Source organism: Staphylococcus sp. 17KM0847, from assembly GCF_013463155.1.
Classification (GTDB): Bacteria; Bacillota; Bacilli; order Staphylococcales; family Staphylococcaceae; genus Staphylococcus.
In genome coordinates this window covers 1684758-1703901 of record NZ_CP040781.1, presented here as the reverse complement: position 1 = coordinate 1703901, position 19144 = coordinate 1684758, and the positions used below count along the sequence as shown (strand labels likewise).

Below are 19144 nucleotides of genomic sequence, written 5' to 3'. Positions count from 1 at the left end.
TCAAAAATAAGAAGTTATAGCGAACATTTTTCAACAGGTCTTGCGATAAAGAACATATTTATTATATACTTTAAAACGTAATTATTACGATTTGTAGTAGGAGGTATATTATGAATACAAAAATACCTGTCACAGTATTAAGTGGCTATCTAGGTTCTGGAAAGACAACATTACTCAATCATATTTTGAATAATAGAGAAAACCGACGTATTGCTGTGATTGTGAATGATATGAGTGAAGTGAATATTGATAAAGATCTCATAGCAGACGGGGGTGGGTTATCGCGTACAGATGAAAAACTTGTTGAACTTTCAAATGGTTGTATTTGTTGTACTTTACGTGAAGATTTATTACGAGAAGTTGAAGCCATTGTTGAGCGAGGAGGCATAGACCAAATTGTGATTGAATCAACAGGTATATCTGAACCTGTTCCAGTTGCTCAAACGTTCTCATATGTAGATGATGAACTTGGCATAGATTTAACAAAAATTTGTCGCCTTGATACGATGGTCACGGTTGTAGATGCACATCGTTTTATGCAAGATTATCGTTCAGGAGATCTATTATTAGATAGAGATCAAGCTGTTGGGGCAGATGATGAACGTACGATCTCTGACTTGTTAGTAGATCAAATTGAGTTTTGTGATGTCCTCATTTTAAATAAGGTGGATTTAGTTACAGATGAAGAGGCTAATCAGTTAGAAGCGATATTAAGAAAGTTACAACCTTCTGCTAAACTTATTCGAACAGTAAAAAGTGAAGTGGCATTAGAAGAAGTACTTGACACAGGATTGTTTGATTTTGAGCAGGCGAGTCAGTCTGCAGGGTGGCTAAAGGAATTAGAAGCAGGTGGTCATGAGACACACACACCAGAAACAGAGGAATATGGTATTTCGTCATTTGTCTATAAGAGACGGCTTCCTTTTCATGCAGAACGCTTTCACGCGTGGTTAGAAGGGATGTCTACTAATATTGTGCGTGCAAAAGGTATTGCATGGTTAGCGCAATATAATGAAGTAGCATGTCTTGTGTCGCAGGCGGGTAGTGTTGTTGATATTCATCCTGTCACGTATTGGGTTGCTGCGATGCCAAAAGCTGAACGCGGTGCTATTTTACAAGAACGTGAGGATGTTCGTGCAGATTGGGATCCAGAGTATGGAGACCGTCAAACACAGCTTGTTATTATCGGTATAGATTTAGATAGAGACAGTATTGCGCAAGAACTTGATGCTTGTTTATTAAACACACAAGAAATAGATGCGGATTGGTCACAGTTTGAGGATCCATATCAGTGGCAAATCGAACGACAAAATTAAGATATATATAAGAAGATGGGAGAGGCATCTTAATCATTTAAAAGATGACTCTCCCATATGTATTATTAAGGTTTAAAAACATTAATAAATGTTGTGATAATTGGTACGCCGAGTAAGTCGACTAAAAAGGCACCCACAATAGGTACAACTAAATAAGCGCGAGGTGAGTTACCAAACTTTTTCGTAATAGTGTCTAAGTTTGCCATAGCATTTGGTGTAGCACCTAAACCGTGACCGATAAAGCCACCAATCATAACGGCTGCATCGTAGTCTTTGCCAAGTAAACGGAACACTATAAAAATAGAGAAGAGTGCGACAAAAATGATTTGACAGAGTACGATAACAACTAGTGGCAATGCAAGGTTATAAATTTCAGTTAATTGAATACTCATTAAAGCAATAGATAAGAAAATACTTAATGAAATATCGCCAATTTGATTTGTCAGTTTTAAATCGATTAAATTTAAGTTTGCAACTTCTGAAATATTACGAATAATTACTGCGATAAACATAGAAGCCACGTACAGCGGAATATTTTGACCTGTCCACTCACTGAAACGTTCACCTAAATATGTGCCAAGTCCCATACAAAATAAAATAACAGCAACTTGGATAAAGAATACTTCATTCACTGAAAAGTTTTTATGTAAGCGCTTGTTGATATCGATTTCTGAGTAGTCTTTTTGAGTTACATTAATATCTTTCGGTGCAAGATTGTGCTTTTTAATCAAGTAACGTACAACAGGTCCACCTAATAAACCACCTGCAACAAGACCGAGTGTAGCGGCGGCAAGAGCAGCGGTAACAGCAGAATGAACCCCAAGTGATTCGATAGTTTGACCATATGCAGCTGCATTTCCGTGACCGCCTTCCATTGACATAGCACCCGCAGTTAAACCGAGTAGTGGGTCAATGTGTAAGACCTTGGCCATAGAGACACCAATGACGTTTTGAAAAGTAGCCAATACGCCACAAAGAATCCAATAAACAATAAGGACTTTACCACCTAACTTTAAGAGCTTAAATGAGGCACCAAGACCAATTGTTGTAAAGAAAGCAAGCATAAAGAAGTTTTGGAAAAATTCTCCATCCAACTTAATGGTTACAACACCTGTTGTTGATAAAATAGCTGAAATCACTGCAAATATGAGTCCACCAATAACGGGTGATGGAATACTCAAACGATTAAAAATTTCAACTTTATTTACGATTGCTTGTCCAATGATTAACAATAGACATGCGAGAAACAATGTAGTAATACTATTAAGTTCTATCATTGTATATTCCCCCTTAGTTGTTAATTGAGAAAGGGCTTACAATCCCATACTTAATAATTATACTTTTTATTATATTAAAAAGCCATAGTAAAAATAATAATTATTAATGTAATATATCAAAATAAGTTGTTTGTTTTAGATGTTTTTGACGATAAGCGGTTGGATTCATACCAAAAAAAGTTTTGAATGCTTTAGAAAACATAAGTGGATCTTTGTAACCTACTTTGTCTGCGATCTCTTGGCTTTGTAGAGATGTTTCTCGTAAGAGTTTTGCTGCTTGAAACATACGAAGCTGTATCAAATAGTTTTTAGGAGATTGGTCGATGTTTTGTTTGAACAACTTATATAAATAGCTCCGACTCACATTTACATGTTGTGCAACTTGTGCAATTGTAATGGGATGCATGTAATTACGATTGATATAGCGTATTGCTTCAAGTACATTTGTATACATTTCTTTAGGTTGTGACTCAAATTTTTTAGGGAATGTGCGATAAAGCGTGTGTAGAAGTTGATATAGATCCTGCATATGTCGTATATCATCAGAGTGTTTAACCGAATAGTTTTTTGCCGTTTCGCACATTCGTTCGATAATTTTTGCGATAGATGTTGTATCACACTTTTGAACAACAGCTGTGTCGACAAGTCGTGTGCGATTTAAGTATTCGAGGGCAACTTTACCACTGAAACCGACCCAATAATAAATCCATGGCGTATCTGATGAAGCGTAATAATGGACTGTCATACCACGCTGTAATAAAAACAAGTCACCTTGCTTTAAATGATGAGTTTGCCCATCGTAGACGAATGTCCCTTTTCCAGACATTACGATATGTAATACAGCACACTTTGTCACTTTATAGTGGTAGCCTGTATTAGGTGCTCCAATCTCGATGCCACATTCATCAATGTTTGCTTCTAGCTGATTTCTCTTAAACTTTTTCCACAATAGTTGCACGCAAATACCATCCTAAATTATTTTGATATGGAAACATTTTAGCATATTTTGTGATGATAAATGAATATGTCTTTTATTTTATATGTGCTAAATTTTTAAGGTATTAAAATAGTTTAAAAGTAATATAGGAGAAAGTTTCATGATATACAAAAAAATAAAATCCCCCTATAAATTTTTAGTTGATTATCAGCGTATCCCTATTCCTTTCAGTAGTCATAAGGCTTATTTTCAGATGATTCACCATCAACAAATTCACGCACTAACATCGTTATATGGAAAATGGACGATACAACAACATATTGAAAATCAACAAGATATGCCATGCGCAAAATGGCTATTATATCAAAGGAATTTTAAAGTTGATGATTATGATTATTCTAAAGATTATTTTCTTAATATGGTTGAGCTGTATGTACCATTTGAATTGTATATTAACGAACAAAAGGTTGAATATAGAGAGCAATTATTGGCGTACGATATAACACACTATATACATAAAGAAGAAAATGAAATAGCCGTAAAAATATATAATAAAGATATTATAGATCAGCGTTATTTTACGATTTTAGAACAATTGGATAGTGTTTATATTGTGGAACGTGCGAATGATTGTCTTGTCGATTATAACCTTAAAATAAAACGTGATGGATTTTTAAAATGTTATGTGATACAAGTAGATATTACTGATATAGCAGGTTCCCCGATACCAACGTATGTTTTAAAAGATGAAAAAGGAAAAACGCTCATAGAAGGGGCATTAGATATAGATCACGTGAACGATATTGCGATTCCTTTTGTGGATATAGAAGTACGGGAAGAACAATACTTATATCTTTTCATGGATACCCAAGATGAAACATTAGTCCATGTACTTATGTGCTATTGATACATTATGTAAGATAAATATAACATAGTACCTTGTAATGCACAGTAGTAGTGTGCTATATTATAAGTGAAATAGCTACTGTGCATTATATAATACTGAACGATATATTGGGGTGAAGAGATGAATGTTCAATTTAAAAAAGGGGCACTAGAAATGATTGTGTTACTCATCATTAAACGTGAACCGCAATATGGTTACTCCTTAGTTCAAAATATTTCTAGGCATATGTCTATTGCTGAAGGAACAGTATATCCTATTTTGAGGAGATTAGTTAAAGAGTGCTGTCTATCAACATATTATCAGCCTTCTACTGAAGGACCAGCACGTAAATATTATCAGATCACAGATGTAGGTTTACAGCATCTTCAAAAATTATTGGCAGAGTGGAAAGATTTTTCCAAGATCGTAACTTTATTTATTGAGGAGAGTGATATATCATGACGAAAAAAGACTACTTGAATATACTATATGAGCATTTAAAAAATATACCTGAACAAGAGAAACAAGAAATTGTTGCTGAATATGATAATCATTTTATTGAAGGGGCAAAAGATGGAAAAAGTGAAACGGAAATGATTGAAATGCTTGGAGATCCTAAAATAATTGCTAAAGATATTGTTGCTGAATCAGCAGTCAATCAAGCTTCAGAAAACCATAGTGCACAAAATGTATTCTTAGCAGTTTTAGCAGTGATTGGTCTAAGTTTTGTGAATTTGGTACTTGTATTAGGTCCATTGATGTTATTGCTGGGACTACTTTTTGGATTGATTGTAGCGACAGGCATTTTGCTCATCTCCCCATTTATAGCGCTAGGTTCTTATTTTTTGAACAATGATGTACAACTGTTATTACCAGATTGGCTAGCAGCATTAGGTTATTTTGGTATAGGTATGATGTTATATGTTGTGACGTTTTATCTGGTCAAATGGAGCTGTATTGGTTTTGTGAAGTACTTGAAGTTAAATATTAAACTTGTGAAAAGGAGTGCTCGCGCATGAAAAAGACCAATCTTATTATTTTTATAGTTGGACTTGTTTTAGGGATACTTGGTATGATAGGGGCTTTTTATTATTCTGTGATAGATAATCAATATGAGTCAACACAACAACCTATTGAACAGACATTTGATGACACTCAAATCAAAAATATTGATATTTCCTTAAAACGTGCAAATTTAGATATTGTTTCGGGTGATAAGCTTAAACTAGAAGGGCAATCAGATTCAAAAGCTCAAAATGTAAAAGCGACAACCAAAGGAGATCGATTAGCACTTCAACTGAAAGGAAGTAAAAAGTCTAAAACTGAAATTAATATCAATCCGTTTTACCTTAATCGTTCAACAGCCTCTTATACATTGACAGTACCTCAATCACAGTTGAATCAGTTGAAAATTAATGGCAAGCAAGCGACTGGAGAAGTTCGAGGTATTTCAGCTGAAAAAGTCATTTTAGATATTGAACAAGCAGGCTTTGAAGTAGAAGAAAGCGACATTGAAACGTTCGATGGTCATGTTCGATGGGGTTCTCTGGATGTGAGTGATACAACATTGAAACAAGTGAAAACATCAGTCAATAAAGGCGAGCTTTCTTTGGAAGATGTACCGGCAGATATTCCTATGACTTTGAATAATCAATTTGGTAGTACAGATGTCATGTTTGCAGCGCCGCTCAAGAAAGCATATATTACTACTAATAATGATAGTGGAGAGATCGATATAGAAGATTTAACAAATTATAAAGCATTACAGCAAAACAAGTCTTCAAACATTGAAATCCATATTACGAACCAATATGGTACAGTAACATTAATGGATAAATGATAAAAGCTTTGAGCATCTTGATCTGTTTATCAAGTTTTATATCAATATCATAAAAATAAAACATGGCGTCGTTATGATCGCCATGTTTTATTAGGGTGTAGGCAGTCTCTTTGGCGCATATGTGATACAAAGGGATTGCCTTTTACTGTAAAGCGTAATGGCTTATGTGTCCATTCTCCTTTGTTAGGAATACCAATTCTAGCACTGGCAATAATTTCGCGTGGGTATTTACGGTGTTGTGTATCAATTTTCAATGGTCCTTCATTTAGCCGTGTACCATCAATTGATCGTGAAATACCTATCGCACTCGTCCATTTACCCGGTCCATTTGTCACTTCATAGCCACCTTTGCCTCTATTACGAATCATTAAATCGAGTCCATCATCTGGTTCAATTGCACGAATAAGTACGCCTTCAGGTATACCTTCACGTTGTGTAACAAAATTAATTAATAAATAGCGGTGCATCATGTGACCGTAAATGGTTCCGCCTTTACAATACAAAGAATTGACACGGGGTGTGTGCTTTCCGTTATAACTATGCGCTGCTTGATCGATCGTTCCAAGATAGGCTTCTGTTTCAACAATATAACCAGAATATATTTGATTAGGTGTTTCATAGATAATTTTAACGCCCAATAATGCTTGGGCAGTCTCAATCGTCGAATGGTTGATAAAATCCATAACAGCCTCCTAGATATTCATGAGTTATATTCAGTGTATCTTAAAATATTTGGATTTCAAAGTTTTGGGTTGTTCCCATGATACAGTATGTTAAACTTTATATTAAGAAAGTTTAATGAAAGGGGTATCTTATATGAATCAAACACCTAAAGTGAAATTTGTCGAAGCATTTAAGCTATTTTGGCTAAATTATGTTAATTTCAAAGGGCGTAGTCGTCGTAGTGAATATTGGTGGGTTATGTTATGGCATACAATTATTAGTGTATCCATTATTTTTTTAGCGATCGCATTGATGTTTGTCCCCCCTATCGGTATTTTTATAAGTGGTATTTTATTTATTGTAATATTCTTATATAGCTTGGCTACAATTATTCCTAACTTAGCATTAGAAGTGCGCCGCTGTCATGATAGAGGGTTGACGATGCTTCTGCCTATACTATCTTTTATCATATCTATTGCTTATAGTGTTATAAGTGCTATTGTACCAAGCGAATTATTATTTTATGAAGAAAATTTTTCCGTTTCTACTATGACACAGCCTGACTCTGCGTGGTTGTTTTGGATTCTAACTGTAATAATGGCGGTGTCCGTTATTTTACAGATTGTTTTATTTGTCATTACATTGTTGGATAGTAAACAAGAAACCAATCAATACGGTCCATCACCGAAGTATGTCACAGCGCAATATGAAGGACATAATGATCACTATCGTACAAAACAACACGACTCTGAAAAGCCAGAAGAACACCTTAGAACTTTAGAAACGAATACACAACATAAAGATCAAGACGATCCATATCGATATTAAATTGCGTAAAAAGCAGAAACCTTAACACCATAAGGTTTCTGCTTTTTAATGTCTATTATATTTGACATAACACAAATGTGTCACATATAATAGACATCAAGAGGATCTGAGAATAGAACATAAGCACATTATTGTAAAAGGTTTTGTAGCTCCACTCAGGCAAGGACGGCTCGAAGCAAAAGAAGTTTTTAAAACGGATTTTCACTTCAAACACCTAATGTTGTTTAGGTCAGTTTTACGCTGTCTCGCTTCCATCTCTAAGTCTGAAAAAGATGAAGGTTGGGTTTGTATTGTAGGAGGTAACATTCATATGAATAAAGTGAAAGTCTATCGTGTTGCAAAAGGTGTATCGCAGTTAGCATTGGCGAGAAGTGTCGGTGTTGCACGCCAAACGATTAATATGATTGAAAATGATAAGTATAACCCTAGTCTGAAACTATGTATTCACATTGCTAAATCACTAGATGTAACATTAAATGATTTATTTTGGGAGGATGATGAGCATGAATCGTAACTTTTATAAACGATGGATCGGTGTAGACTCACCTGACGAATATCAAAGGCAAAGAATAGATGAAACACTCGCATATGTTTATCTTCTTGGAGTCATTGGTTTATTTCTACTTATCCCATTATCCTGGATGATTGATATTGAATCTGGACAACTGTCCGCGTTTTCAATAGGTATTCCCATATTACTTTTTATTTTAGGGTGTCGTCATGTTGTGTATTCACGAGATTATTCTGACAAAAAGATTTTAGTAGACAGTCATAAAGAAGCACGACATCTTCGTAAATATTTGGTAAAAAAATATTTTTCAATAAATATAGGGATTATCATTTATTTGTTGCTTACTATAAATGTATTAGCGCCGTTAATGGTAGGAAAATATCCATATTGGCATACACAAACATGGAGTTTGTTGATCATCATAGTGCCTAGTATTTTATATATCATTCAATTAAGAGACAATGTTCAAGTTAGGAAGGGGGATTAATATGTCATTGAAACAGTATGTGTTGGATACCTTTAATGGAGAAGCGATAAAAGATGAGTTTGAGAAACAACACTCACATCGTGTATTAGCCCAAAATTTTTCATGGTTGTTTTGGGGGCTTATTTTGTTGCTGAATGTTAGTTTTTGGATAAAATTCTATTTTGAGCAGTTACCTGTTGTTGAAGGTCTTGGGCTTCTTCTTTTTCTGACGCTTGCTATGATGATTGAAGTCAAATTAAAACAGCAATATGCCAATGTATTAGAAATTGATGATGAACAAACATATCGAAAGACGTTGAGGAAATTGAAACGTTCATCGATCTTATTTGGTATTATGATGATGAGCGTTATGATGATATTAAATATGGTTATTTTACCTATTTTTATCCTTGATACTTCATTTTCTATGACAGATTTTATTCGAAATGGATTGATTGCTTTGGGTACAAGTATCTTAACAGGTATTATGCTTTATTTTTATTCCAAGTATAAAGTTAAGCGTACATATGATGAGGAATAAAAGAATATGAATGACAAAAACACCTTCCTTTTTGACAAATATATTTGTCAAAAAGGAAGGTATGTTATATAATTAAAATAACAAAATAAATGGAGGGGTTAGATGACGTTAAAGATAGAACATGTCACAAAAAAATTCCAGAATTTTACAGCAGTCGATAATATTAACTTGACGCTTGAAAAAGGCAAAATGCTTGGATTTTTAGGACGAAATGGGGCAGGCAAAACCACAAGTTTTCGCATGATATTAGGTTTAACAGAACCCACAACAGGTGAAATAACATACAATGGTAAACCCATCAATGCTCAAATGTATAATGCGATTGGCTATTTACCAGAAGAACGCGGTTTACACCCTAAACTCACCGTGACAGAGGAGCTAACGTACCTTGCTACTCTAAAAGGGTTATCTTCTAAAACCATTCAAACCGCTATTACATATTGGTTAGAACGTTTTGAGATTACTGAGAACAAAGACAAAAAGATTGAGTCACTTTCTAAGGGGAATCAACAGAAAATACAGTTGTTAGCCAGTATTTTACATGAGCCAGAATTGTTGATTTTAGATGAACCATTTAGTGGTTTGGATCCTGTGAATGTTGAGCTATTAAAGTCAGCTGTTAAAGAGCTGAATGCTAAAGGAACGACAATCATTTTTAGTTCACATCGTATGGAGCATATCGAAGAGCTGTGTGATGATATTTGTATCTTAAACCAAGGGAAAATGGTCGTTCAAGGATCTATTGCACAGGTGAAAGAAGATATCGGTTATAAACGTGTAGCAATAGAAGCAGACTATGATATTTCAGATCTTGCAGAGGTAGAAGGTGTTATTAAAATAGAAGAAAAAGATAGCACAATATTTTTTACAATTGAAGATGAAAGTGTAGCCAATGTTTTATTTGAAGTCATTCAACATCGTGGTTTTGTACGTCGTTTTCAAATTTTAGAGCCAACGATTAATGAAATCTTTATTCAAAAGGTAGGTGAGCAACGTGCATAAGTTTTGGGCAACATTTCGTTTAACTTATTTGAAGAAGATTAAAGCCAAGTCGTTTATTATTTCTACACTTATTGCGATGCTTGTTATTGTAGGTGCAGCAAATATTGATAAAATTATCGATTTCTTTGATGATGGTAATAGTGATGATCAAGTAGCGATTGTGACACAAAATAATAGTTTGTATGAAGCTGTTAAAGCACAAAATGAACCGCTTCATCAAGATACAACATACCAACATCTTACGGAAGAAAAAGCAACAAAAGCTTTAAAGAAAGGTGATATCGATTATATTATTGCAGTCACTGAAACGAAAGGACATCAATTAGAAGGAACGATCATCGATACCCAAAGTGTTTCAGAAACGGATAAATTAACATTACAATCGACGCTATCTCAAATTCAGAAGACGCTTATTGCACAAGATTTAAATTTATCGGAGAACGATTTGCAACAATTAGAAGCGAAGAGTAAAGTTCAAGATAAAATTCTAAGTGATAAAAAAGGAACTAAAACAGCAGAGCCAGATTCAGAATCTGAAGAAGGTATCAGTCGAGTCATTGTTATGGTTGGGAATTTCGTAATTTTCTTTATCGTCATGAATTATGCTAACCAAATTGCAATGGAATTAGCAACAGAAAAAACATCACGTGTATCTGAAATGATTATTACGAGTATTCGTCCTATGGCACACATTTTATCAAAGATTTTAGCAATATTATCAGTAGCATTTACACAGTTGCTTATTTTTGCTGTAACCGTTGTAGGGTGTTTTTATGCCTTTGATTTATCAGCTAAATTGACCGCTATTGATTTTGAGCTTACACCTCATCTGACACGACTTTTAGTTTTCAGTGTGTGTTTTATCATATTAAGTGTCATTTCATATGTTATCTTAGCAGCAATATTAGGTAATCTTACTGTACGCATTGAAGACATGGCACAATCGCTTATGCCAATGACGTTAATTTTGATTGGTGCTTTTTATGCAGGTTACTTTGGCGCGCTAAATCCTGATAATATATTAGTGCGTATATTAAGTTATGTCCCATTTTTCTCGCCGTTTGTGACTTTATCACGCTTATCACTCGTTGAAACACCGATGATCGAAGGTATTATTGGAATTGCGATTCATATTGTACTTATTGGCGTGTTAGTTTTTATCGCGGCGAAAACATATAAAAATTCAGTGCTAACTTTTGAAAAAGGAACGATTAAATCCTTAAAACGTGCTTTGAAAAAGTCTTAATATAATAAATATCCAAGGTTGAGAAGACCCCAAATGATGTCTATTGATAGAGTTTGGGGTCTTTTTTATCTTTGACATAGATTTTCGTGATTTGAGGTTGTTTTTTAGTGATTGAGATTTCTGTCACCCCTTAATCCCTAAATGGCTAAGAAGCTGATATAATAAAGGGAAAGTAGTGCGAGGTGAGAGTATGAGTTGGATATACGCTTCAACAATTTTTATATTGGCAGGTCTTTGTGAAATTGGAGGAGGTTATCTCATATGGTTATGGCTACGCGCAGATAAGCCGATGTGGTTTGGTTTAATCGGAGGTGTAGCACTTATTTTGTATGGTATAGTTGCAACTTTACAAGTATTTCCTACTTTTGGACGTGTTTATGCTGCATATGGTGGTGTGTTTATTGTGTTAAGTTTGATGTGGGCATATTGGATTGACAAAGAACCACCTGATAAGTTTGATATCATTGGTGCAATCATCTGTGTTGTTGGTGTGTTAGTGATGGTTCTACCAGCTAGGAGCTAAGAGATATAAAGGAGTGTATGATAGATGGATGTTAGCATTGAAAAACAATCAAATGGCATAGAATTAATTAGAATAAAGGCATCGAACAGTGAGATTGTATTTAGTAATTATGGTGCAAGCATTGTGAGCTGGACAATCCATGATAACAACATTGTATTAGGTAACGAAGAAGAGGCAGATATATTTTATCCAGAGCATCCTTTTTATTTCGGAGCAGTTGTTGGACGTTATGCTGGACGTATTGCTGAGGGGCGCTTTCAGTTAAATAATCAAGTGTATCAATTGGAACAAAATGATGCACCACATCATTTACATGGGGGGCGTCATGGATTGTGGCAACGTATTTTTCTTTATGATGTCATTGAAAGTAGTGATGAAGTCAAAGTGATTTTTACGGATACATTGTTAAGTGACGATGATCATTTCCCGGGCGATGTGACGATTAAAGTTGTATATACTTATGATCATTCTCAAACGTGGGATATAGAATATTTTGCGACAACGTCCGAAGACACACTATTTAATCCAACCAATCATGTATATTTCAATCTGAATGAAGATAATAAAGTGATAGATAATCATGTGATAATAAGTAATGCTTTAAAAATGTTTCCGCTGGATGATAAAGGCATGCCAGTATTAGCGCCGATAGACTTATCTAAACGATTTGAAACACATCATATTGCTTTAAATATGCTTTTGACTTCAACAGATAGATGCATTGCTGAACAAATTAATAAAGTAGGCGGTTTGGATCACCCGTTTGAAGTAGAAGGTTGTAGTTTTACGCTGTCTAACGGCATATATGATTTGTATGTCACAACAGATAGACCTTATTTTATTATGTACACACTTAATCAGCCGGAATCTTGGAATAGTCATAGAAATGTATATCACGCACATTCAGGTGTGACGATTGAGACACAAAATATGCCGAATGATATTAATATCATGCATGAACAAGCACCATCTATTTTAAAATCCGATACCCCCTTTTATGCTAAGACATCATATCAACTTAAAATAAAATAATGCGATACTTTATAGAAGTTGAAAATAAATATCTATTTGATTATTGTGTTTGGAGTTGAGTTAATATTGGGAAAGTAAATGCTTTTAAAAGTTGAGCTTGTATTTGATTTTTCCCCAAAAGAAGTGACAATATTGTATAATTTTGTATTAAGAGGAGTATTGGAAAAGAGGCGATAGTATTGCGCAATCGACTGAAAGAATTAAGAGCAAGGGATGGTTATAATCAAACGCAACTTGCACAAAGAGCAGGTATTTCGCGCCAGACTGTATCATTAATTGAGCGTAACTCATTTATGCCATCTATTTTAACAGCAGTGAAAATTGCGCGTATTTTTAATGAACCTGTCGAAAATGTATTTATTTTTGAGCCAGATGATTTTTAATATGTTGACGGAGTGACGTCCATTTTATTGTATGAAATAAAGAAAGGCTAAAATAAGCGTAAAAGGAGTACGACATGGATACGAAGCAATTAAAAATAATGACATTAGATGAAGCGGTAAAGCGTATTGAAGATGGTATGGTCGTTGGAATTGGAACAGGGAGTACAATTGAATTATTGGTACCAGAAATTGCAAAGTTAGTAAACGATAAAGGTTACCAACTTATAGGGGTATGTACATCAGAGCGTACAGAGATACAGGCCAAAAAGCTCAATATTCCAATTGTCTCTGTGAATGAAGTTGAACATATTGATATTGCAATTGATGGTGCTGATGAGATTGATCCACAACTGAATTTGATTAAAGGTGGGGGGGCTGCGTTATTTCGTGAAAAAGTTATTGATGAAATGGCAGAACGCTTTATTGTATTGGCAGACGAAACAAAACTTGTTGACTACTTAGGACAAACGTTCAAATTACCAGTGGAGGTGGATTGTTTTAATTGGTATCAAGTATTAAAGCGTATTGAAACACACATTGACGGCACGGTGACGCGTCGTGCAGTACAAGGTCAACCCCTTATAACAGACAATGGCAATTATATTTTAGATGTACATCTTATAAGTCAAACCGATCCGTATGCACTGCATGAGTTTTTGATTCATTTAACAGGTGTATTGGAAACAGGTTATTTTTTAAATCTGGCAACAGAAGCCATTGTGGGTACACAAGAGGGTGTAAAAGTAATGGTACGTTAATGATAAATGGTAAAAAGGGACGTTTCTTAGACAAATTATGTCTTAGAACGTCCCTTTTGTGGTAGATATTATGGATTGTGGTGTGTTGACTTATCATGGGATTCATTGTTACTCGAAGTGATAGGTTGTTCGGATGATAAGTCCTCAGATGACGTTGTTTTCTCTTCGTTTTTGTCGGTAGTTGTTGAAGTTTCTGCATGTGTTGCTTCCGTTTTTTGTATTTTGGACGCAGCAATTTTACGACGAATAAAGTGAATAATGCTAGACAGTACACCGATTGTGACAACAATAATAGCGATACCTGCTGTCGAATATGCAAGTACTTTCATTGAGAAGACATCACCCAGCTCCTCGCTAAAGAAAAAGACTTTAGCAAAGGTCATCGCAGCATGAAAAATAGTAACGATATAAATAGAACGTCCACCTGTTCCACGAATCAGTTCACCTGCAATCATAGAAAATGCAAAGACATAAATGGCGCTATACATTGTGTAAGGCATTCCAAATGCAGTGTTAACATCCCAAATCAAATATAAAAAACTGACAACAATATTAGTAAAAAAGTGAGGTAATTTCTTTTCAACAATATTAAATAAATATGAACGAAAGCCAAATTCAATACAAAATGCCATCAAAAGATGACCGATTAAAATGGTCCATATTGTTTCAGATAAGTCATTGGCTTGGAGTAGAATAAAGCTATCTGCATATGTGTTGAACATATACATACTACTAATAAAAATAACCAAAGGAATGAAAAGTGCTAATAATAAACGTTCAATTACTTTGAAGTTAATCGTAAGTTTAAATCCTGATAGTTGTTCACGCTTATTCTTGAAAATAATTAAACATATTATAGCCGCCAAAAAAGGTCCCAAGCTATTTAGGGTAAAGACAAAGTTTTTGAGACCAGATGCTTTTTGGAAGTCTTGTAAAATTAATGGCGCAACATAAGAAAGTACAAAAAATAAAAAAATAGACATTGCCCATTGAAATCCGGATATACGAGAATGATTCATAATTAATCCTCCGTTTAAAGATAGGGACTGGACATAAATGCTCATTTGAAACTGATATAAGCAATAGATGACAGCTGACTTATTTATGAGAAGTCTATTCATTGATTGAGTATATCTGACTTGTGCTTTTAGAGCATTTATGTTTTTAGCATAATAAGTGATGCTGTTAAAATTTTGTTGTGCGATATCATATTAAAATGTAAAGCGCTATTAAATATAATGCAAACGCTATAAACAATTCGTAATATAATACAAATAACTATGGTACATTATAACCATAACATTACAATAAATAAATTGTTTAGGAATAATTATCATCTAATTGTAATGAAATGGTATTCATGTTGATACATAAAAAAAGAAATCTGTATGAACAATATAGGGTGATAACAAGATTTGAAAAGTTAGATTGAAGATGCTTATACTATACATAAAACAGTTGAATTAAAGGGGGATTATGTCATGTATCATAAGCCAGAGCCATCTTTATGGACGGGGCGACTAGATAGTGAGGTTGAGCGTGCAGCGTTTCGTCATTTTCAAACCATAACTTTTGGAGATATGACAAATAAAATAGAAAGTCAATCAGCAGACGTTGCACTTTTAGGTTATGCGATAGATGAAGGCGTATTATTAAACAAAGGACGTGTTGGTGCAAAAGAAGGACCAGATGCCATTCGTCGAGCTTTTGCGGGACTACCTGCGATGACAGATACAGTTATTAAAGATTATGGCAATGTAACGCATGAGGAGGGAGAATTATACGAAACGCAACAATTATTTGGGAAATATGTTACACAATTATTGAATAAGCATCAACGAACAATTTTATTGGGTGGGGGACATGATATGGCATATGCTCAATATTTAGGTGTACGTGAAGCGTATCCAGATCAGTCTATTGGTGTGATTAATATTGATGCACACTTTGATAATCGTGATGCACCTCGTTCTACATCGGGTACAAGTTTTCGTCAAATGCTAGAGCAAGATGAGCAACTCGATTATTTTGTTTTAGGTATTCAACGTGCAGGTAATACACAGAGCTTGTTTGATTATGCAGAACAAAGTCAGACAGAATATGTGTTGGTCGAAGAGTTGCAAGGTTATGTCGATCCACGCATTAAAAATAAGATTGAGCAGTTTATTCATACACATGATGTCATCTTGTTTACAATTTGTATGGATGTGATTGATAGTGCTTATGCACCGGGAGTGAGTGCTGCTGCTGTTTTGGGTTTAACACCGTCTATTGTATTAAGTTTAGCCAAACGAATTATGCAATATGACAAAGTGACATCGTTGAGTATTGCAGAGATGAATCCAACATATGATATTGATCAACGGACTGCAAAGTTGATTGCACATATGCTCACGTATTTAATTCATGATTGATAGTATTGAACAAAAGCTTTTGCTTCCTAGAGCCAAAGGAAGCAAAAGCTTTTTGACTATGTCATTGACCAATACTTTTGACAGGATGTGACGAGATGATGTACTTGTTCGCTGTATTGCCGTTTCTTTGCATAATTAATATAAATTGTACGCTTAATGGTAGGTGTGATTTTAATAGCATTCAGATGACTGGTTTGATGTGACTGATAGTAAACACGTGGTATCACGGCATATCCCATTCCTTGATGTACAAAGTTAGTTGCAGCTTCAAAACGGTCAACCTCCATAATAATATTAGGGCGTTCCTCAAAGTGAGTGAAGTAGTCATCAATATGTTTACGAACTTGATAGGGCTTGTTAGGTAAAATCAGAGGCAAGTTTTTTATAGATATTGATGATGCATTCGGAAAAGTATCTTTGGGAGTGAGAAGCATGTATTCTTCTTCATAGAGTGGGATAGAGATAACATCTTCATGTTTTATTTCATCATTAGATAAGCCAATATGCAAATCAAAATTGATAAGCTTTTGTGCTAAGACTTCTGGATTTAAAATTTCAGTGATTTGATAGTGTTGATCGGGATATTGGCGATTATGTTGTTTAATAATAGTAGAGACCCAATATGCTGTGGACTCAATAATTGCCATTTTAATCTTAGGAGTTTGACTTAACTTTAGGTCATACATTTGCTCTAATGTTTGGTGGTAGTGTTGGACGAGTGTAACAGCGTGATTATAAAATTGAATTCCTTTTTCTGTAATTGAAATTTCTTTTGTACTACGTTTTAAAAGTGCGTAGCCTAAGTCGTTTTCCATCTTTTTAATGGTAGCAGTAAGTGAAGGTTGACTGATATGTAAAGCCTGTGCAGCTTTAGTAAAACTATTGTAGTTGACGACGGCTATAAAATACTCTAATTGTAAAACTTTCATCAAACACACCTCATTTATAGTTTTGATCTATGAATAATTAGTTTATTTATATTAGTTATTAATATAATAACATACTACAATAAATGTATCGGAAGAGATGTGTAAAGTCACAACAAAAGAGAGGGTATATAAATGAGAAGGCGTCAGTCAATCCAGCTTTTACAGTGATTAAAAGCGCTATCTCTCCGCTTGAGTGTTTTATATCACAGTAGCTAATACTTCAGCATCATATGTATAGAACAATGACATTAAACAAAGGGGTGATGTTATGAAGTCAGAGCAATCGCATAAGCAAAAAGGTATTAAAGGGAAGGATATGTGGCAGTTCTGGGTATATAGCTTTATTGGTGTAATATGTTTCTTTATTCCTTTGACAATCCATGAGAACCATACAATATTAGTCGATCATGCCCATTTGGCATTCAGAGCATTGATGGGTGGAGCAATGCCTTATCTCGCACTATTAATGATTATCATTGGTGCGATTATACCTTTAATAAGACAAGATTATAAGAAATCAATAACTGATGCTATTCTTGTTGTTTTCAAAGTGTTAGGTGCAGTTATCGGTGTGATGTATGTATTTCGAATAGGTCCCGCTATTTTATTTAATGCGGATTACGGTCCATTTTTATTCGACAAGCTCATGATGCCACTGAGTGTTTTGATTCCGATTGGTGCTGTGGCATTATCATTATTAGTTGGCTATGGATTATTGGAATTTATTGGTGTTTTAATGCAGCCTATTATGCGACCAGTTTTTAAAACACCGGGTAAGTCTGCTATCGATGCCGTTGCGTCATTTGTAGGAAGTTACTCGTTAGGACTTCTTATTACGAATAGAGTGTATAAAGACGGTATGTATAATAAAAAAGAAGCGGTCATTATTGCAACAGGGTTTTCAACGGTATCTGCTACATTTATGGTTATTGTGGCAAGAACATTAGATTTAATGGAACACTGGAACTTATATTTTTGGCTATGTCTAATGATTACATTTGTTGTGACAGCTATTTCAGCACATTTACCACCTATTTCAAATGAATCGACAGAATATTATGACGGTCAACAAGGAGAACAAGAAGTTGAAGTAGCAGGGAGTCGTGTGATGGCAGCATGGGAAGAGGCTAAAAAGCAATCTCATCAATCTTTACCACTCGTAAAAAATATTTGGGTCAATGTTAAAGATGGGATAGAGATGACGCTAGCCATTTTACCATCCATTCTATCTATTGGTTTTTTTGGCCTATTACTTGTGCATTATACGCCAGTTATCGATTGGTTAAGCTATATTTTTTACCCGATTATTTATCTGTTTCCAATAGCAGATAAAGCACTATTGGCAAAGGCCTCAGCAATTTCTATTATCGAGATGTTTTTACCGTCACTACTCGCAGCTAAAGCAGCGATACAAGTAAAGTTTGTTGTAGCGATTACAAGTGTATCGGCAATTATTTTCTTTTCAGCTTTAGTTCCGTGTATTTTAGCGACTGAAATTAAAATTCCTATTTGGAAACTCGTGGTGATTTGGTTTATTCGAGTGGCGTTAACGTTATTAATTACAATTCCAATAAGTTTATTCATTTTTTAAA

Annotated in this window: 22 protein-coding genes; 17 read left to right on the top strand and 5 right to left on the bottom strand. The window is 34.6% G+C overall.

Annotated features, from left to right (window positions below):
• Positions 1–110 precede the first annotated feature (110 nt).
• Positions 111–1316, top strand: a complete 1206-nt coding sequence (locus FGL66_RS08480; protein WP_180809381.1) for a GTP-binding protein — start codon at positions 111–113, stop codon at positions 1314–1316.
• A gap of 65 nt (positions 1317–1381) precedes the next feature.
• Here the strand turns inward: FGL66_RS08480 and gltS are convergent, their stop codons facing one another.
• Together gltS and FGL66_RS08470 are read right to left on the bottom strand one after the other, a co-directional pair.
• Positions 1382–2593: a sodium/glutamate symporter gene (gene gltS / locus FGL66_RS08475; protein WP_180809380.1), complete on the bottom strand. Its 1212-nt coding sequence runs from the start codon at positions 2591–2593 to the stop codon at positions 1382–1384.
• 103 nt (positions 2594–2696) lie between these two features.
• On the bottom strand, positions 2697–3551 hold the full coding sequence (locus FGL66_RS08470) for an AraC family transcriptional regulator (RefSeq protein ID WP_180809379.1): 855 nt from the start codon (positions 3549–3551) through the stop codon (positions 2697–2699).
• 139 nt (positions 3552–3690) lie between these two features.
• Here FGL66_RS08470 and FGL66_RS08465 point away from each other — a divergent pair, with 139 nt between their 5' ends.
• The 4 genes from FGL66_RS08465 to FGL66_RS08450 all read left to right on the top strand — a co-directional run bounded on the left by FGL66_RS08465 (position 3691) and on the right by FGL66_RS08450 (position 6256).
• Entirely contained in the window at positions 3691–4437 is a 747-nt protein-coding gene (locus tag FGL66_RS08465) for a glycoside hydrolase family 2 protein (protein ID WP_180809378.1), read from the top strand.
• 120 nt (positions 4438–4557) lie between these two features.
• Positions 4558–4878 (top strand): PadR family transcriptional regulator, encoded by a 321-nt coding sequence (locus tag FGL66_RS08460; RefSeq protein WP_180809377.1) that lies wholly within the window; start codon positions 4558–4560, stop codon positions 4876–4878.
• Entirely contained in the window at positions 4875–5435 is a 561-nt protein-coding gene (locus FGL66_RS08455) for an HAAS signaling domain-containing protein (protein ID WP_180809376.1), read from the top strand. Before FGL66_RS08460 ends, FGL66_RS08455 begins: the two co-directional genes overlap by 4 nt.
• Positions 5432–6256 carry a DUF4097 family beta strand repeat-containing protein gene (locus tag FGL66_RS08450; protein WP_180809375.1) on the top strand — a complete coding sequence of 275 codons (825 nt, stop codon included), beginning with the start codon at positions 5432–5434 and terminating at the stop codon, positions 6254–6256. The genes FGL66_RS08455 and FGL66_RS08450 overlap by 4 nt, the downstream gene beginning before the upstream one ends.
• A 71-nt stretch (positions 6257–6327) precedes the next feature.
• Here FGL66_RS08450 and FGL66_RS08445 read toward each other — a convergent pair whose 3' ends face one another.
• Positions 6328–6939, bottom strand: a complete 612-nt coding sequence (locus tag FGL66_RS08445; RefSeq protein WP_180809374.1) for a DNA-3-methyladenine glycosylase — start codon at positions 6937–6939, stop codon at positions 6328–6330.
• Positions 6940–7072: 133 nt separating this feature from the next.
• On the opposite strand from FGL66_RS08445, the gene FGL66_RS08440 reads away from it, so the two are divergent.
• From FGL66_RS08440 to rpiA, 10 genes are all read left to right on the top strand, one after another.
• Positions 7073–7747 carry a DUF805 domain-containing protein gene (locus tag FGL66_RS08440; protein ID WP_180809373.1) on the top strand — a complete coding sequence of 225 codons (675 nt, stop codon included), beginning with the start codon at positions 7073–7075 and terminating at the stop codon, positions 7745–7747.
• A 310-nt stretch (positions 7748–8057) separates the two neighbouring features.
• Positions 8058–8261, top strand: a complete 204-nt coding sequence (locus FGL66_RS08435; RefSeq protein WP_180809372.1) for a helix-turn-helix transcriptional regulator — start codon at positions 8058–8060, stop codon at positions 8259–8261.
• Positions 8251–8745 (top strand): hypothetical protein, encoded by a 495-nt coding sequence (locus tag FGL66_RS08430; RefSeq protein WP_180809371.1) that lies wholly within the window; start codon positions 8251–8253, stop codon positions 8743–8745. The genes FGL66_RS08435 and FGL66_RS08430 overlap by 11 nt, the downstream gene beginning before the upstream one ends.
• A gap of 1 nt (position 8746) precedes the next feature.
• On the top strand, positions 8747–9265 hold the full coding sequence (locus FGL66_RS08425) for a hypothetical protein (RefSeq protein ID WP_180809370.1): 519 nt from the start codon (positions 8747–8749) through the stop codon (positions 9263–9265).
• Positions 9266–9367: 102 nt separating this feature from the next.
• The gene (locus FGL66_RS08420) at positions 9368–10267 is read left to right on the top strand and encodes an ABC transporter ATP-binding protein (RefSeq protein WP_180809369.1); all 900 of its coding nucleotides are present in this window, start codon (positions 9368–9370) and stop codon (positions 10265–10267) included.
• Positions 10260–11513: an ABC transporter permease gene (locus FGL66_RS08415; RefSeq protein ID WP_180809368.1), complete on the top strand. Its 1254-nt coding sequence runs from the start codon at positions 10260–10262 to the stop codon at positions 11511–11513. The genes FGL66_RS08420 and FGL66_RS08415 overlap by 8 nt, the downstream gene beginning before the upstream one ends.
• A 190-nt stretch (positions 11514–11703) precedes the next feature.
• Complete coding sequence (locus FGL66_RS08410; RefSeq protein ID WP_180809367.1) at positions 11704–12036, top strand: YnfA family protein; 333 nt, start codon at positions 11704–11706, stop codon at positions 12034–12036.
• A gap of 24 nt (positions 12037–12060) precedes the next feature.
• Positions 12061–13068, top strand: a complete 1008-nt coding sequence (locus FGL66_RS08405; RefSeq protein ID WP_180809366.1) for an aldose epimerase family protein — start codon at positions 12061–12063, stop codon at positions 13066–13068.
• Positions 13069–13247: 179 nt separating this feature from the next.
• On the top strand, positions 13248–13451 hold the full coding sequence (locus FGL66_RS08400; protein WP_180809365.1) for a helix-turn-helix transcriptional regulator: 204 nt from the start codon (positions 13248–13250) through the stop codon (positions 13449–13451).
• Between the two features lie 74 nt (positions 13452–13525).
• Positions 13526–14209, top strand: coding sequence for a ribose 5-phosphate isomerase A (rpiA, locus tag FGL66_RS08395; RefSeq protein WP_180809364.1), 684 nt, complete (start codon positions 13526–13528; stop codon positions 14207–14209).
• A 68-nt stretch (positions 14210–14277) separates the two neighbouring features.
• On the opposite strand, the gene sdpC is transcribed toward rpiA, so the two are convergent.
• Complete coding sequence (gene sdpC, locus FGL66_RS08390) at positions 14278–15228, bottom strand: peptidoglycan release complex CPBP-like subunit SdpC (protein WP_258007270.1); 951 nt, start codon at positions 15226–15228, stop codon at positions 14278–14280.
• Positions 15229–15690: 462 nt separating this feature from the next.
• On the opposite strand from sdpC, the gene hutG reads away from it, so the two are divergent.
• On the top strand, positions 15691–16623 hold the full coding sequence (gene hutG / locus FGL66_RS08385; RefSeq protein WP_180809363.1) for a formimidoylglutamase: 933 nt from the start codon (positions 15691–15693) through the stop codon (positions 16621–16623).
• 56 nt (positions 16624–16679) lie between these two features.
• On the opposite strand, the gene FGL66_RS08380 is transcribed toward hutG, so the two are convergent.
• Positions 16680–17552 carry a LysR family transcriptional regulator gene (locus tag FGL66_RS08380; RefSeq protein WP_180809362.1) on the bottom strand — a complete coding sequence of 291 codons (873 nt, stop codon included), beginning with the start codon at positions 17550–17552 and terminating at the stop codon, positions 16680–16682.
• A gap of 268 nt (positions 17553–17820) precedes the next feature.
• On the opposite strand from FGL66_RS08380, the gene FGL66_RS08375 reads away from it, so the two are divergent.
• Positions 17821–19143, top strand: a complete 1323-nt coding sequence (locus FGL66_RS08375) for a YjiH family protein (protein ID WP_180809361.1) — start codon at positions 17821–17823, stop codon at positions 19141–19143.
• Position 19144 lies beyond the last annotated feature (1 nt).